We start from the raw sequence: 16494 nt of genomic DNA on the forward strand, positions 1-16494 counted from the left end.
AGTTGAAAATTAACTTGTTCTATTCGTATAATCTATCGAAATCCAAAATCAGAAGAAACCTTAAAAATCTTATTCCCGCTACTCTTTATAGAGTGGTGAATTTGAGTAAATTTGCAACTTAAATTTGAATTATGTCTGAAGATAAAAAATCTCTGAATTTCATTGAGCAAATCATTGAAGAGGACTTGAAGACCGATTATAATGTGAGCAATCTTAAGTTTCGTTTTCCTCCAGAACCTAATGGGTTTTTGCACATTGGACATGCGTCTTCTATTTGCTTGAATTTCGGTTTGGGATTAAAATATAACGCACCTGTCAATTTGAGGTTTGACGATACCAATCCGTTGAAAGAGGAAACGGTTTATGTGGATTCCATCAAGTCTGATGTGCAATGGTTGGGCTTTGAGTGGGCGAAGGAGTGTTATGCTTCAGATTATTTTCAGCAACTTTATGATTGGGCGGTGGAATTGATTAAAGCTGGCGATGCTTACGTTGATAGCCAATCGTCTGAAGAAATTGCGTCACAAAAAGGAACACCGACACAGCCTGGATCGGCGAGTCCATACAGAAATCGTTCTGTTGAAGAAAATCTAGAGCTTTTTGAAGCCATGAAAAATGGAGAAACAGGCGAGAAAGCGCATGTGCTTAGAGCAAAAATTGATATGGCTTCGCCAAACATGATTATGCGGGATCCCGTAATGTACCGTTGTTTGCACAAAGTGCATCACCGTACAGGGAATGACTGGATGATTTATCCAATGTACGACTGGGCGCATGGCGAATCAGACTTTATTGAATCGGTGTCGCATTCGTTCTGTACGCTGGAATTTTTGCCACACCGCGAGCTTTACAACTGGTTTGTGGAGCGTGTGAGTAAAGAAGGGGAATTGGTGCCAAAGCAACGTGAGTTTGCCAGACGTAATTTGAGCCATACCGTCGTAAGTAAACGAAAATTAGCTCAGCTGGTGGAGCAAAATATCGTCAAATCCTGGGATGATCCTAGAATGCCAACGATTTCCGGATTGAGAAGACGTGGATATACGCCAGAATCCATTCGGACTTTCGCCGAAAGCATTGGTATTGGTAAACGTGAAAATATGATAGATGTCGCTCACCTGGAATTTTGTGTGAGAGATGACCTTAATAAAAAAGCTCCCCGGGTAATGGGGGTTATGGATCCTTTAAAGATTGTCATTACCAATTATCCTGAAGGAAAAGAAGAGTGGCTCACGGCAGAAAATAATCCTGAAGATGAATCGGCAGGAGAACACGAAGTGCCATTTTCCAGAGAACTGTATATCGAGCAAGAAGACTTTAGAGAGGAAGCCAATCGGAAGTTTTTCCGATTAAAATTAGGCAAAGAAGTCCGATTGAAAAATGCGTACATCATCAAAGCTGAAGATGTCGTAAAAGATGAAAATGGAAAGGTTTTGGAAGTGCATTGCACTTACGATACTGAAAGTAAAAGTGGAAGTGGTACTGAAGCTTCTAAACGTAAAGTGAAAGGAACTCTGCATTGGGTTTCTATTCCTCATGCTGTTGAAGCCGAAGTGAGATTGTACGACAGATTGTTTACTGTTGAAGATCCAACAGCCGATAAAGAAAAAGACTTTTTAGACTTCGTCAATCCTGAATCTTTGGAAGTCAGTAAAGCTTATGTAGAACCTTATTTAAAATCAGCTAAGGCTGAAGATAAATTCCAGTTCCAACGCATTGGGTATTTCTGTGTGGACAGAGATTCTACATCAGAGAAGCTGGTGTTTAATAGAACGGTAACGCTGAGGGATAACTGGAAAAATAAGTAGAAAAGAACTTATAAAGTCTCTAATTTTGTCCTTTAGGGCGAAGTAAAAAACACTTTAAGCTTAAAAAACCACTCGACTGCGCTCGAGGTGACAGTTTTGATAGGCTGGTGAATTGAAAGTCACCTTAAATTTCGGTTCACCGGTTTAAGGCTTCAATTAGTGAAATTGATTTGAAACGTATAGGTCTTACTCTCAAAAACCTCATTACCATTTTTATCGGTAGGGGCAAGGATTTCAACGTAATCTTCGCCGACGTAGCCCTCTTTGGGTTGGTATGTATAGATAATTTCTCCAGTATCTGGATTTCTGTCTAGTTCACTTATTTTGAAATTTTGAGCTTGTATTTTAAAACTGGCGCTTTGGTCTTCACGAAGTTCTCCTAAACTTGTCTCGACTATATTATTACCAAACCCGGAGTTTGAATTACCTACGTTAATTTCATAAAAAGTAGCCGGTTCTCCGGTATCTGGATAATCAATATCATCGTCCAGGAATAGATCCACACAAGATATCAAGCTAAAACTTACAATTAAAAGAAGGATGATTTTTTCATAAGATAGGATTTAATTGTTGGAAACACCTTTCATTTTTGCATCCGACGAGCGGAGCGAGAGGAATGCATAATGCCAGAACTGCCTTTTTAAGGCAGTTCTGGGTGAGGCCTTTTATTTCTCCACCAAACTCCCGTCGGCAAATAAGGCAAAACGGCCTTTATCACCATGAGTGAATTCAGCTTTTGGCCAGGGCCAGCCGCCAAAATGCGTGCGCTGGTATTCACCGATGATCCCATTCATTTCTTCGCGGGTATTGGCTACAAATGGCCCTTGTTGAACCACAGGTTCGTTGATGGGTTTTCCTTGAAGTAAAAGTAATTCAGTTTTTTTATTGCTGTTGACTAATTTCAATTCTTGTGAGGCGTCCAGGTCTAACGAATGTCCTTCAGGAATTTCAAAGCCTTCTGTTTTTAGCTCCTCACCTTCATAGAAAAACAACACCCGATTGCTCTCGGCATCGCCAGCAGGAAGGGTGAATTCAGCACCAGCTTCCAAGGTGATTCTCCACACCTGGATGTCGTTTTTATCTTCTGCTGCCAGAGAATCTGGAGTGGGTTCTAAGGCTTTTTCAGACTTATAACTTCCAGCGATAACTTTCACGTTAATAGCTTTTCCGTTCTCATCCTGTTCTTCAACTATCGGAATATCCTCATGCCAAAGCATTTTGTAATGCGGCTCTACTTTTTTGGAACGCTTGGGTAAATTCAACCAAATTTGAAACAATAGCAACGGATTTTCTTTGTCCTGATGCACCAATGGAAACATCTCCGAATGCAACACGCCTTTGCCAGCGGTCATCCACTGCGCATCGCCTTGTCCGAAGCGGCCTTTGGCGCCCATAGAGTCAGAATGATCAGCATAGCCTTTTTCTACTAAGGTTATGGTTTCAAAACCAGCATGTGGGTGGTAAGGAAAGCCGGGCACTTCCTGTCCGTGATACATTCTCCAGCCGTCTTTTTTTTGAAAATCGTTCCCGAGAAATCGACCTTTCAAAGCCTCTTTGGAGGGGCCTAAGTTAGCTTCACCTTTAGGAAACTGGTCCTGATGAAAGGCGCAAAACATAAACGGGTCTTTGGTTTCCCAGTGAAATCCGAGTTCTTTTATTTTTAAAATGGGATTACTCATTGTATCAAATTTTATTCAAAGTAATAAAAAGCATCCTCAAGATGCTCTATACGTTTCCCTAAATTATTTTTAATAATGGCCACAATATCAAATCTTACTTCCAGGTCCAAATCCTTTTCATTCACATAATAATCGACCGCTTTTACAAGGCGTTTGATTTGCGCTGGTTTTACAAAATCCTGAGGGTCGCCAAAATCTGGAGTACTTCTCGTTTTCACTTCCACTACGACCAAATAGTCTCCAGATTTAGCGATGATGTCGACTTCCGCTTTCTCGTAAACATAATTGGTTTCCAGGATGTCGTAACCCTTATTCCTAAGGAAATTGATGGCGTCTTTTTCGCCGCTTTTACCCAATTCATTATGCTGTGCCATTCTTAATAAGAAAGTTGTATCCTTTCCGAAGTTACGTTAAGCTGAGCTTTTTTTCCAAAGATAAGAGGCAAATTGGTGTGAACATGGCCAGTTGGAAAATTGAAACATACAGGATAATCGTAGTCTGAAACGGCATCAGCAATTATTTCTTCAGCTGTTTTTCCGAATGGAACTTCATTATCGTTCATATCACTCATACCACCAACGATGAACCCGCTAATTTGACTGAGAAGTCCGGAGCGTTTTAAGTTTTGCATCATCCTGTCGATATGGTATAGGTATTCGTCAAGGTCTTCCAGAAAGAGAATTTTCCCTTCAAAACTCGGCATGCTCTGGCTTCCTATTGCTGAATATAATACAGATAAGTTCCCACCGAGGAGTTCCGCCTCAACTTCTCCGTTCACTTGGTTAGGATGCCTGGAGGCGTATTCAATCTGAAGTTTATTTCCAAATAAAACATGTTTAAGTTCCTCTGAAGTTGACGCCGACCGGGTTTCGATGCCCGAAGCCATTTGCGCATGAAGGCTGGCAATACCCATGCTTTGCAAGTGTAAATGAATTGCCGTTACATCCGAATACCCAATGATCCATTTGGGATGAGTTTTCAAAATTGAAAAATCCACCAAATCCAAAATGCGTATCGAACCATAACCCCCTTTAGCACACCAGATGGCTTTGATGTTTGGATCCTCAATCCGGTGTTGTAAATCAGCAGCGCGCTCCTCATCCGTTCCGGCAAATTGATTGTGCTGCAGTCCAATACTCGATCCTAAAATCGGTTGTAACTTCCAGGACTTCAAAAGTTGTATAGCAGCTTGTAAGTCGACTTCAGAAATAAATCTCGCTGTAGCGATGATGGCGACTTTGTCGCCAGGTTTTAGTGTAGGAGGGAGAATCATGTTTTTATTTGTGTGACTAAAATACTTAAAAGCTACAAATTGATATTACATCTTGGCAAAAAACCTTACTCATCTTGAACACAAATTACAAGACCTCACAGGTTTCTGAAACCTGTGAGGTCTAAGCCTATTATTAATATTTGAAATTCAATAGTTTATAATTTTTCAAACTGCTCACTCCCTATAAATCAAACCCTATTCTCAAGTGGATGTCGGCAGTAAAATTACCTTTTGTACCTGATGCAAATATACCGCCTTGATTATTTAAAGCTGTTCCATTGATGTAACGCACATACCCAAAACCAATTCCAGCTTCATAATTAAAATGCTTACCTAGACTTCTGCGAATTCCCCATTTTGGTATGAAACTAATTTGATCAATACTTCTTAATCTGTCGTTACTTGTAAATGATACATCATCAAAATTACCCAGGATATAAAAGGATAAGAAGTTTCCACTATTGCGATCAATCGACTTTCCTTTATTAAATCTCTTCTCTAGATTATAATACCATCTTGGTTCTAAGCTTAAATGTAATATGCCATAAATATCATCATTTGGACCAGCAAATTCAAAGCGTCCAACGCCTTCAATTCTAAAGTCAAACCCCACCTGACTCCGCAAGGCAAACTGGTTAGACAATCGACTTTCATTATATACCCAAGCGCCCAAAAATCCGGTTTGGAAGCCATAAATGGATTTTTCGACGCTTATTTGGGAAGCTTCACGTTGGTCTTGTGCTGAAACTTTAAAGATTAAGAATAGTAGGAGAACAGGGTTAAAATTACTTTCATCATAGTGATCTTAATTTGCTATAAGCTCTAATTCCCCACTATAGTTGACTTCAATTTCATTATCCTCTTCATCTATGGCAGTCATTTCAAAGACATATATTTCATCGTTTTCAACCACTTGAAGTCTGGCAACTTCAATTTCAATAATTTGACCTGAAGAGTTTTGAGCATTACCAGATATCGTAAAAGCTTCAGTAATGGCATTAACTCCAGGATTTTCTTCTCCCGTAAAAAGATATTCGCCAACTTCTGGTTTTTGGTCACTATCGATGTTGATTTGAAATGCGATCCCATTGAACGTCTCATTTTCTGGCCTAGGCAGGCCGTTTGAAAATGTAATTTCAGTATCATATAAAATAACCCCAAATGTAAAGAGACCATCTTGAGTCTCGCTGGTTTGGTAAAGTCCTGTTTTGAGTTCGAATTCTTGGTTATTTATCCTTAAAATATTTTGGCTTGTTTCAGGTAAGGGTTGTTCATCATCGTTACTGCAGGAGATAAATAGGATTGACATAAATGCAAATAGTAAGATTTTAGGGATAAATTTCATACAAATTGATTTTTATTTTCGCTAAAAGTAAGCAAAACAACTAAAAATTGCTTGTTTAGATAATGAATATCCTGTGTTTGGTATAAACCAGCGTTTATTACATTTGTGCTCAAGAATTTTAGACTATGAAAAATCCAAAACGCTATACTATTACCGCAGCATTACCTTATACTAACGGCCCTATTCACATAGGCCATTTGGCGGGAGTTTACGTGCCAGCAGATATTTATGTGCGATACTTAAAATTGAAAGGAGAAGATGTCGCTTTTGTTTGCGGAAGTGATGAACACGGCGTCCCCATAACTATTAAGGCTAAGAAAGAAGGCATTAGCCCTCAAGATGTGGTCGATAAATACAATGCCATCATCAAACAGTCATTCGAGGATTTTGGAATCCAATTTGATAATTACTCCAGAACCTCGGCCAAGATTCACCATGATACGGCGACAGAGTTTTTTCAAAACATGTACGATAAGGATAAGTTCATAGAAGAAACTACAGAACAATTATATGATGCAAAAGCAGACCAGTTTTTAGCAGATCGGTTTGTGACTGGAACTTGTCCAAAATGTGGTAATGAAGAAGCCTACGGCGACCAGTGTGAAAAGTGCGGCTCATCATTAAATGCGACTGATTTGATCAATCCTAAGTCGGCAATTACAGGAGATGTTCCCACCTTGAAATCTACAAAACACTGGTTTTTACCCTTAGATCAATATGACGGATTTCTGAAAGAATGGATTCTAAAAGAACATAAAAGTGATTGGAAATCCAATGTTTACGGGCAGTGTAAGTCCTGGATCGATGAAGGATTGAGAGCGAGAGCGGTAACTCGAGATTTGGATTGGGGAATACCTGTTCCTGTAGAAGGGGGTGATGGTAAAGTGCTCTACGTTTGGTTTGACGCCCCTATTGGTTATATTTCTTCAACCAAAGAATGGGCAGAACGTGAAGGCAAAGACTGGGAGCCATACTGGAAAGATAAAGACACCAAACTGGTCCATTTTATCGGTAAGGATAATATTGTGTTTCATTGTATCATTTTCCCGGTCATGCTAAAAGCAGAAGGAAGTTACATTCTGCCAGATAATGTTCCCGCTAACGAGTTTTTGAATCTGGAAGGTAGAAAACTCTCCACTTCCAAAAACTGGGCGGTATGGTTACACGAGTATTTAGAAGATTTTCCTGGAAAAGAAGATGTGTTACGTTATGTTTTAACAGCCAATGCACCGGAGACCAAAGACAATGATTTTACCTGGAAAGATTTCCAAACCCGAAACAATTCAGAATTGGTTGGGATCTATGGCAACTTCATCAATAGAGTGGTGGTGCTTACCAATAAGTACTACGAAGGTATGGTGCCGAAAGCTTCAAAATTTACCGAAACAGATTTGAAAGTCCTCAGCGACATTAAAACCTTTCCACAAAGCATTTCAGACTCCATAGAAAAATACCGCTTTCGTGAAGCTCAGGGCGTGATGATGAATTTAGCGCGATTGGGCAACAAATATTTAGCCGATGCAGAACCCTGGAAACTTCAGAAGACAGATCCGGAACGCACTGCCACCATCATGTATGTGGCCTTGCAGGTCGCTGGAGCTTTAGCAGTCATCAGTGAACCTTTTGTACCGTTTACAGCACTGAAGCTTAAGAATATGTTGAATTTTGAATCCTTTATGCATCCTGTTTTATGGAATGATATTTCAAAGTTAGATGAATTACTCCCCGCAGGACATCATATCAATTTAGCTGAATTTCTATTCAGTAAAATTGAAGATGACGAGATTCAAAAGCAAATCGATAAACTTGAAGCTTCAAAAGTATCAAATTCAGAAGAAGAATCGAAACTAGAACCTCAAAAAGAAGAAGCGACTTTTGAAGATTTTTCTAAGTTGGACTTGAGAGTAGGAACCATCATTTCAGCAGAAAAAAAGGCTAAAACTAAAAAGTTGATGGTGCTTAAAGTTGATACAGGACTAGATGAAAGAACCATCGTTTCTGGCATTGCAGAGCACTACAAGCCCGAGGAATTAGTCGGTAAAAAAGTTAGTGTTGTGGTTAACCTTAAACCTATAAAGCTAAAGGGAACATTGAGTGAAGGGATGATCTTGATGACTGAAGATGAGTCAGGTAAGTTGACTTTTTTAAATCCTGAAGCTAAAAGCTCAGTAAAAAATGGTACAACAATCAATTAAATTTTATATTTGTTAAATTAACTTAAATTTATAATAATGGAAGATATTTCAATAAACGGTATTGGCGAACTCGTCAGTGTTTTTTTAGATAAGTTGATTTCTTATCTACCTAGCGTAATTGCAGCTTTATTAATACTTATACTCGGTCTTTGGGTCATTAAGTTGATTGTTGGTCGTATTAGGAAAGTCATGGAAAAACGAGAAGTAGATCCTGGCGTGCGCGGATTTGCCTTAAGTATTCTGGGAGTAGTGCTTAAAATCCTTCTCTTTATCGTAATTATCACAAAACTCGGCGTAGAAACGACTTCATTTGCAGCTATTTTAGCAGCAGCAGGTTTGGCTATTGGTCTTGCTTTGCAAGGATCGCTTTCTAATTTTGCTGGAGGTGTTTTAATCATAATCCTTAAGCCTTTTCGAGTTGGGGATTTTATCGATGCACAAGGAGAGTCTGGTACCGTCACAGAAATAACGATATTTTATACGTTTTTAACTACACCAAATAATCAGCGTATTGTGATACCAAATGGACAATTGAGCAACAATAAAGTTACCAATTATTCTTACGAACCTACTAGGAGGAATGTAATGACTGTAGGTATTTCATATGATAGTGATATCAAAACTGCTAGAAAAGTACTTTTGGATATTCTAAAAGCTGATGAGCGAGTATTAAAAGATCCAGTACCTGTAGTTTTTGTGGGGGGTCTCGGGGATAATTCTGTAGATTTATCAGTTAGGTTTTGGGCAAAAAGAGAAGATTACTGGGGATTGCATTTTGAGACGATGGAAAAACTTAAAATTGAACTTGAAGATGCAGGGGTATCCTTCCCTTTCCCACAGAGAGATGTCCACTTAATCGATATGAGTAAGGAAAAACAATAGATTAGTTACCCACAAAATCTTTGAGGTAAAAAGGTTCAAAGTAAGCCACATCTTCAAAGTCATTGGATTCAAACTTCCGTTTAGCTATAAAGAATTGTTCTTTAGCCGACGGAAGTTTTTCTTTATAGAATATAGCATTGGGATGATTACAAATGTCTTCAAACTTCTCTACACCAGTTCCAATAAAATGGACTTTCCCTTGATTAAGTTCTGTTTTAAAAGAATTTTGATCCAGGATTTCAGCCTTGATTTCCCTTTTGGAATTGTAGTTTGCATCAAATACTTCAGAATAGACTTCCATTCTTCTGGCATCCAACATTGGAATGATTAATCCCTCTTTCATATTTACTTGTCTAGCTAAACAAAGTAAGGTAGAAACCGAAATCAAAGGAATATCTAATGCATAGGCTAATCCTTTGGCAGCAGAAACACCAATTCTAAGTCCTGTATAAGATCCTGGTCCTTTACTGATGGAAATAGCGTCAAGATCATTAGGGATTAAACTTTCTTGCTTTAAAAGTTCATTAATAAAGCTGTGTAGCTGCTCAGAATGTGAAAAACTTTTGCTGTTCACTTCTTTATAGGCTAAAATAGAACCTCCACGACCAATGCTTACAGAGCAGTTGGTTGTGGAGGTTTCTATACATAAAATCATACTCAAATGGCTTTGTTAATACTCAACTACTCTTATTCCGAAATACAATTCTAAAACTTTTAAGTTGAATATGTAGTCGTATTTAGCATTGATTAATCGGTTTTGTGCATTGGTGAGTCTAAATTTGGATTGACTCAATTCAAAAGCATTAGAAACACCAACATCAAAACGTTGCTGAGCGTATTCAAAAGCTAATTGCTGAGATTCTACTGCTTTCTGAGCTGCTTCATAAGCCTTTGCTGCACCCTGAGCGTCTACATAAGCTTGATATACGTTGGCTTCCAGATCTAGTTCAGTTTGGTCGAGTTGAAATTCAGCTCTTTTAGCCGCTACTTCTCTTCTTTTTATCTGATTACGAGTTGCGAAACCATTGAAGACAGGGATATTGAGCTGCAGCCCATATGAGTAACCGTCATTTCTTGATAACTGACTAAAAAAGCTACTTGGTCCAGCATTTTCTATCAAAATATTTGGTGCAACTACAGCTTGGCCTGTGGCTTCGACAACACCAATTTCTCTGGTGGGTTGATCAGGATCTATTCCTCCACCTACAGTTCTACCTCGGTCAGATTCCCTTGTATTATAGTTTATGAATCCATTTAAAGTTGGATACAATTGACTTCTTGCAATTTCGATGTCTTTTTCAGCCAGTTCCAAATCTTGTTCTGCTACTTTCAATTCGTAACGCTCTTGTTTTGCTTTCTCAATAATTTCTTCTGGAGAATTTGACAAAATATCAGTCAGAGGAATATCGTATTCTTCATCAGCGATGTCAAAATTCTGATAGTCTTCTATCAGTAGTGTCTGTGCTAAGCTGATTTTAGAAATTCTAAGGTTATTTTTTGCTACAATGATTTGTTGTTCTTCATCTGCATCGGTAGCTTCAATTTCTAAAAGGTCGCCTTGTGGTGCTGTTCCGGCCTCCACAGTTTTGCGGGTCAGTTCAATTTGATCTTTAGTGACCTTATTCTGCTCCGTAAGAACTTCAAGTTGTTGTTTATTCACAAGGATTTGTAAATAAGCATTGGCCACAAATAATGCAATATCATCTTTCATTAACTGAAGTGAATATTGGGCTGCTAGTTGCTCCAATTTAGCCCTTTGGAACGTCCTAAGGTTTCTTAACCCATCAAATAAAGTTATTCCAGCTGTGGCTCCAGCAGACAAGTTTCTCACAACTTGTTGTTCTAAAATTCCAGTAGTAATGTTTTGAGTCAAACCAGAGTTCCAGGAATTACTGATATTTCCATTAATACTTGGAAGGTAGTTTCCTATAGCCTCGCTCTTACTGATGTCAGCATTCTCTTGATCTAATCTGGATTGTTTTATAGAAATGTTATTATCCATGGCGTAGCTCACACAAGCCTCCAGTGTCCACTTTGTAGGAACATCGTTTTCTTGTGCGACTAACGCGACACTGAAAACTAAGACCGCTATAACTGTAAAAATTAATTTCATAAATCTCATAAATTATCGTCTTCTTCGGTTTCCAGCAATAGGTTCTTCAACCCTATTCCATACTTTGATTTTATCTCCTTTACTCACACCCGACTTTACTTCTACGTTTATACCGTCGCTTAGGCCAAGTTCGACCATTCGTTTCTCAAACTTCTGTTCACCGACTTCTATTTCAACAAAAGGATCTTGAGTTTCTTTTTCAAATTGCACTAGAGATTCACTTATTGCCAGAACATCCTTAGATCGCTCTAGAATAATGGAAGCGTTGGCGCTCAAACCTGCTCTTATGAAAATACTATCGTTGCGAACCAGGCTCCCTTCAATATCAAATTGAACAGCACCGTTTTCTTCTGTTCCTTTTGGAGATATGTAGTCTAATCTAGCGTCGAAGGTCTTGTCCTCTATTGCACCAACAGTGATTTCTAACGGAAGACCTTCCTTTATTTTTCCAACTTCAGACTCATCAACTTTTCCTTTGAAGATCATATCGTCGGTTTTTGCAATTGTTGCAATAGTTGTTCCTTCATTGAAATTATTGGCCTCAATGACCTGATTTCCTACTTCAATAGGAACGTCTAGTATCATTCCAGATATTCTTGCTTTTATTTCTGTCGTTGCAGCATTTCCAGCATCTTGAGTGGTTCCTGTTTCGATAATCTCCAGATTCTCTTCTGCGGCTTTCACCGTCTGTAAAGCATTATCATAAGCATTTTTGGCTAAGTCAAATTCATTTTCAGAAATAACCCCCTTTTCGAAAAGTTCCTTCTGACGTTCAAAGATTTTCTTTTCGTTAGTTAAATTTATTCTTGACTGTCTTACTTGGTTTTTTGCAGAGTTTAAGTTGGTGATATTAGGCACAACTTTCAGCTGGGCAATCATATCCCCAATCTCTACAGTCTCTCCAGCTTTAACAAATAACTTATCGACTACTCCAGAGATGTTTGGTTTTACGTCCACTTCTTCTCTAGGGATAAGTGTACCCGTTGCCATTGTTTTCTTTACAATAGTTTCGGTAGTAGGTTCTTCAGTTTTAAAAACTTCCGGACTTTCTTGGTTTTTTTGGTAGAGGTAAAATAAGGATCCCCCAAATAAGACTACGATAACGAGTAGAATAATGATGGTGATAGCTTTTTTCATATTTAAATTTCTATTAGGTAAAGGTTGTTTTTATTCAGTTCTTAAGGCGTCTACTGGTTTTACGCGTATCGCGTTTTGAGCTGGAATAAATCCTGCAAAAAGGCCAGAAATAATTAATATTAATAAGGCTATGATTACGGTAACAAGATCAACGCTTGGGTTGACAAATGGCATGTCCGAATCTTTTGGTAAAAAGACATTGACTACGGCTAAAACACCGGTAGCAAAGGTAATACCTGTCATGCCAGCGATAATTGTAAGAAAAACAGATTCAAACAGGACTTGTCCTCGTATTTGCCAGGGTGTTGCTCCAAGCGCACGTCGAACTCCTATCTCATTGGTTCTTTCTTTTACCACAATCAGCATAATATTACTGATGCCTATTACTCCTGATAACAGAATAAGAATTCCGACAAAGTAGGCTACAGCATTTAAGGCTATGAAAAGTCCGGAAATTTTTGAAAATTGCTCAAAAAGATCAAAATTTCCAATAGCTCTGTCATCGTCTGGTGCTATGTTGTGATTTTTTTTAATGATATCAAAAACTTGTGTTTTCAGTTCTGTAATTGAATTATCATCATCTGCGGTAATTGCCATCCAGCCAACTTTTTGACCCATATTGAAGGCTTGAGAATAGGCAGTAAAAGGGACATAGATTTGTTTTTGTTCTTCTTCAGCATTACCACCACCAAAACCTTTCTTTTTATAAATCCCAATGACCATGAAGTTGACGCCTTGCACCTTTATATAAGTGCCAATCGGATCTTCGTCATAATCATAAAGCCCTTTAATAACGCCTTCTCCAATAACCGCAACTTTTCTTTTCTCTTCAATGTCATTTTGATTCAAGAATCTCCCTCTTAAAACTTTCATGGGTTCCTGAAATTGAATATCAGGATAGTCTCCGTAAACATTGAATGCACCACTTTTCAATCCTCTTACCACATTATTTGCTCCTCCAAATCCTCCAAGCTGGTTTCTTGGAGAAACGTATTTCAAGCCTTTGACCTCTCTTTCTATTTCAGCAACATCTTTAAGTTCAAAATTATATCGTCTCCCTTTTGGTAATCCGTTATAAGATTTGGATACAGTTTGAGACCACATAAACATAGAGTTCGAGGAGATTCCATCAAACAATTGTTTGACTCCATTCTCAAAACCATTTCCGGCCGCTAGAAGTATTACTAATATAAAGATGCCCCAGAATACTCCAAAAGCTGTCAATATGGTTCTAAATAAATTAGAAGTCATCGACTCTATTACTTCATTCCATTTGTCTCTATTGAACATATTATTCGTCTCTTAAGGCATCTATTGGCTTAATTCTAGCTCCTTTCCAGGCAGGAAAGAAACCAGCAATTGCACCAGCGGCAATTAATAATATTAAAGTTGAAACAGCTATACTGAAATTCACACTTGGATTTTTAATAAAATCCAATTCTATAAGGGGGCCAACGACTTCTAGAAGTACCAGACCGAAAATCAATCCAAAAAGACCCGAAATAGTAGTTACAAATACAGACTCGTGTAAAATCATACCTACAATTGAAAGTGGTTCTGCTCCCAAAGCCTTTCTTATTCCTATTTCCTTTGTGCGTTCTTTTACGATAATGAGCATAATGTTACTCACCCCTATAATTCCAGCTAGTAAAGTAGCAATACCTACTGCCCAAAAGAAGGCTCTCATGGCACTTAATAAGAGGTAAATCTCTTTAGTATTTTCAATGTTATTGCTAATGAAAAGTGCGCTTTCATCCTTTGGATCGATCAGAAGTTTTGCTTTCAGAATTTGCTCAAGTTTTGCTGCAAATGCATTAGATTGCTTAAGCGCTTTATCGTAATTTTCTTCTTTAGGTAGGGTGAACCCCATGTTGGAGATGTCAGTTCCAGCACCAAAAACAATCTGAGCAGTCGTAATAGGAATATAAACTCGGGTTTCTTCTCTGTCACCCCCGGGATCTGTAAAAACTCCTATAACTTTAAAATTAAGTCCTGAGATTTTAATCGTTTTTCCGATTGGAGATGTGTCTTTAAACAGATCTTTTTTAGCGCGATTGCCAATCACAGCATACTTTTCTTTAGAAGTAATATCATTTCTATTGATAAACCTTCCTTCTATAATGTCTGCGCTTTCGAGAAATTGATAATCGGGCTGGACGCCTTCTAAACGATAATTTCCAGATTCATTTTTGTAAGAAACCAAACCTGCAAAAATTCGGTACATAGGTGACTCAAATTCTATTGGTTGTCTTGAATTTTTAACAACTAAATCATAGTCATCATTTTTTAACTGAATTCTCCTGCCTTCATTGAACCCTTTATAATCTATACTTGTTCTCCCCGATGAAATATTTATAATATTTTCCGCGTCGTTTTGAAACTGACTTTCAATTCCATTCTGAAAGCCAACACTCACGCCTAGTAGAATGACAAGAATAAATATCCCTGAAGCTACAGAAACTCCAGTAAGGAAGGTCCTTAATTTATTTTTGGAAATGGTTTCAAAAACCTCTTGCCAGCGTTCTAAACTAAACATTCTGTATCGCTCTTACTTGATTTATTTTTTTATCGTCTATAATGACCCCATCTTTTAAGTTAACGATGCGTTTAGTCATTTGAGCGATATCTTCTTCGTGAGTGACTATAAGAATGGTTCGCCCTTCATCATTAATTTTTTGGATCAAATCCATGATTTCATAAGAAGTGGTAGAGTCCAATGCACCTGTAAGCTCATCGGCAAGAAGTACTTTTGGATCACTAGCCAAAGCTCTGGCGATAGCAACTCTTTGTTTCTGACCTCCAGATAGTTCGTTTGGTTTATGAGAAGCCCAGTCAGCCAAGCCAACTTTTTCCAGATAAGCCATAGACCTTACCATCCTTTCTGAGCGTTTCATACCTTGATAATACAACGGTAATGCTACATTGTCTAGAGCTGACTTGTAGTTTATCAAATTGAAAGACTGAAAAATAAATCCTAAAAATTTATTTCGGTATTGAGCTGCAAGTTTCTCGTTTAGGTTTTTGATAGGTACGCCATCCAAGGTGTAAGAACCTTCGTCGGCCTCGTCCAGCATTCCCAATATATTAAGTAGAGTAGATTTTCCAGATCCTGATGATCCCATGATAGCGACTAGTTCTCCTTCTTCTACACTGAAATTGATTCCCTTTAACACGTGTAGAGAGTTTTCCCCCATTTTATAGGATTTGTGCAAGTCTTTAATTTCTATCATAATACATCTGGTTGATGCTTGTAAGACTGATTAAATTTTGTTTTGTTACAGCTATCACTGTTACAAAAGTGTTAAAATTTAAATAATGTTTATGAATGTATTCTCTCCTCGTTTTTAAAGATAAAATCGACTGCAGTATCTTTACAGAAAAAATTGGATACAATTACTTTAAATAATATTCGTGTATACGCCTATCACGGCTGTTTGCCAGAGGAAACTAAAATAGGCAGTGATTATAGAGTAGACTTGAGTGTAGAGGCAGATTTGAATTTATCTGCAGAAACGGATGTATTGTCGGATACCGTGGACTACGTGCACCTCAATAGAATTGTAAAAGAAGAAATGTCTCAACCTTCAAAACTATTGGAACATGTGGCAAAACGTATTCTAGATCGAATTTTTTCTGAATTGGAACCTGTGAAAGCTTCAAAGGTGAAAGTGTCTAAGCTTAATCCCCCACTTGGTGGTGATGTAGAAGATGTTAATATCACATTATCAAGAGAACGAGATTGAATCTTATCTTGATAAACATGTTGAAGATTGAAATAATTTCATAAATTTGCAATCCTAAAAAAGGTGTCGTGGCCGAGTGGCTAGGCAGTGGTCTGCAAAACCATCTACAGCGGTTCGAATCCGCTCGACACCTCCAGATTGAGAATATAAAATCCTGATTACTATCTGATCAGGATTTTTTGTTTTCTGTTTATAGCTGTGTTCAACCCATTAGTGCAACACACTTGTTTTTTAGTTCTTCAATAGGGTTATTATAATTAAACTTTCTAATCGGTCTGTAATTTAGTAATCTTTCTACTTCTTTTATTCTTTGTTCTGATAT

Annotated in this window: 16 protein-coding genes, 1 tRNA gene and 1 pseudogene; 5 read left to right on the top strand and 13 right to left on the bottom strand. The window is 38.0% G+C overall.

Annotation, left to right across the window (positions count from 1 at the left end):
- Positions 1 to 131: 131 nt before the first annotated feature.
- Entirely contained in the window at positions 132 to 1805 is a 1674-nt protein-coding gene (locus LB452_RS06795; RefSeq protein ID WP_224460976.1) for a glutamine--tRNA ligase/YqeY domain fusion protein, read from the top strand.
- Between the two features lie 152 nt (positions 1806 to 1957).
- On the opposite strand, the gene LB452_RS06800 is transcribed toward LB452_RS06795, so the two are convergent.
- From LB452_RS06800 to LB452_RS06825, 6 genes are all read right to left on the bottom strand, one after another.
- Complete coding sequence (locus tag LB452_RS06800) at positions 1958 to 2320, bottom strand: hypothetical protein (protein WP_224460977.1); 363 nt, start codon at positions 2318 to 2320, stop codon at positions 1958 to 1960.
- Positions 2321 to 2470: 150 nt separating this feature from the next.
- Positions 2471 to 3484, bottom strand: a complete 1014-nt coding sequence (locus LB452_RS06805; protein ID WP_224460978.1) for a pirin family protein — start codon at positions 3482 to 3484, stop codon at positions 2471 to 2473.
- 11 nt (positions 3485 to 3495) lie between these two features.
- A complete protein-coding gene (locus tag LB452_RS06810; RefSeq protein ID WP_224460979.1) occupies positions 3496 to 3858 on the bottom strand; it encodes a YraN family protein in 363 nt (120 codons plus the stop codon).
- A 2-nt stretch (positions 3859 to 3860) separates the two neighbouring features.
- Positions 3861 to 4757: a S66 peptidase family protein gene (locus tag LB452_RS06815; RefSeq protein ID WP_224460980.1), complete on the bottom strand. Its 897-nt coding sequence runs from the start codon at positions 4755 to 4757 to the stop codon at positions 3861 to 3863.
- Between the two features lie 181 nt (positions 4758 to 4938).
- Positions 4939 to 5430: a hypothetical protein gene (locus LB452_RS06820; protein WP_224460981.1), complete on the bottom strand. Its 492-nt coding sequence runs from the start codon at positions 5428 to 5430 to the stop codon at positions 4939 to 4941.
- Positions 5431 to 5562: 132 nt separating this feature from the next.
- A complete protein-coding gene (locus tag LB452_RS06825; RefSeq protein ID WP_224460982.1) occupies positions 5563 to 6102 on the bottom strand; it encodes a hypothetical protein in 540 nt (179 codons plus the stop codon).
- A 125-nt stretch (positions 6103 to 6227) separates the two neighbouring features.
- Between LB452_RS06825 and metG the strand changes: the two genes are divergently transcribed.
- Both metG and LB452_RS06835 read left to right on the top strand, forming a co-directional pair.
- A complete protein-coding gene (gene metG / locus LB452_RS06830) occupies positions 6228 to 8297 on the top strand; it encodes a methionine--tRNA ligase (RefSeq protein WP_224460983.1) in 2070 nt (689 codons plus the stop codon).
- Between the two features lie 36 nt (positions 8298 to 8333).
- Entirely contained in the window at positions 8334 to 9179 is an 846-nt protein-coding gene (locus LB452_RS06835) for a mechanosensitive ion channel family protein (RefSeq protein ID WP_224460984.1), read from the top strand.
- Position 9180: 1 nt separating this feature from the next.
- On the opposite strand, the gene tsaB is transcribed toward LB452_RS06835, so the two are convergent.
- The 6 genes from tsaB to LB452_RS06865 are packed head-to-tail and all read right to left on the bottom strand — an operon-like array spanning position 9181 to position 15659.
- Positions 9181 to 9840 (bottom strand): tRNA (adenosine(37)-N6)-threonylcarbamoyltransferase complex dimerization subunit type 1 TsaB, encoded by a 660-nt coding sequence (gene tsaB, locus LB452_RS06840; protein WP_224460985.1) that lies wholly within the window; start codon positions 9838 to 9840, stop codon positions 9181 to 9183.
- A 9-nt stretch (positions 9841 to 9849) separates the two neighbouring features.
- Positions 9850 to 11292: a TolC family protein gene (locus LB452_RS06845; protein WP_224460986.1), complete on the bottom strand. Its 1443-nt coding sequence runs from the start codon at positions 11290 to 11292 to the stop codon at positions 9850 to 9852.
- A gap of 12 nt (positions 11293 to 11304) precedes the next feature.
- Complete coding sequence (locus LB452_RS06850) at positions 11305 to 12429, bottom strand: efflux RND transporter periplasmic adaptor subunit (protein WP_224460987.1); 1125 nt, start codon at positions 12427 to 12429, stop codon at positions 11305 to 11307.
- A gap of 30 nt (positions 12430 to 12459) precedes the next feature.
- Positions 12460 to 13719 (bottom strand): ABC transporter permease, encoded by a 1260-nt coding sequence (locus tag LB452_RS06855; RefSeq protein ID WP_224460988.1) that lies wholly within the window; start codon positions 13717 to 13719, stop codon positions 12460 to 12462.
- A gap of 1 nt (position 13720) precedes the next feature.
- The gene (locus LB452_RS06860; RefSeq protein WP_224460989.1) at positions 13721 to 14965 is read right to left on the bottom strand and encodes an ABC transporter permease; all 1245 of its coding nucleotides are present in this window, start codon (positions 14963 to 14965) and stop codon (positions 13721 to 13723) included.
- Positions 14958 to 15659, bottom strand: coding sequence for an ABC transporter ATP-binding protein (locus LB452_RS06865; protein ID WP_224460990.1), 702 nt, complete (start codon positions 15657 to 15659; stop codon positions 14958 to 14960). Before LB452_RS06865 ends, LB452_RS06860 begins: the two co-directional genes overlap by 8 nt.
- Before the next feature lie 153 nt (positions 15660 to 15812).
- On the opposite strand from LB452_RS06865, the gene folB reads away from it, so the two are divergent.
- Together folB and LB452_RS06875 are read left to right on the top strand one after the other, a co-directional pair.
- Positions 15813 to 16172: a dihydroneopterin aldolase gene (folB, locus tag LB452_RS06870; RefSeq protein ID WP_224460991.1), complete on the top strand. Its 360-nt coding sequence runs from the start codon at positions 15813 to 15815 to the stop codon at positions 16170 to 16172.
- 62 nt (positions 16173 to 16234) lie between these two features.
- A tRNA-Cys gene (locus tag LB452_RS06875) sits at positions 16235 to 16308 on the top strand.
- A gap of 66 nt (positions 16309 to 16374) precedes the next feature.
- On the opposite strand, the pseudogene LB452_RS13705 reads toward LB452_RS06875, so the two are convergent.
- Positions 16375 to 16494, bottom strand: a pseudogene (locus LB452_RS13705) (IS30 family transposase); the annotation flags it as partial.

Origin of the sequence: Psychroflexus longus (assembly GCF_020164595.1) — a bacterium.
GTDB classification, from domain to species: domain Bacteria; phylum Bacteroidota; class Bacteroidia; order Flavobacteriales; family Flavobacteriaceae; genus Psychroflexus; species Psychroflexus longus.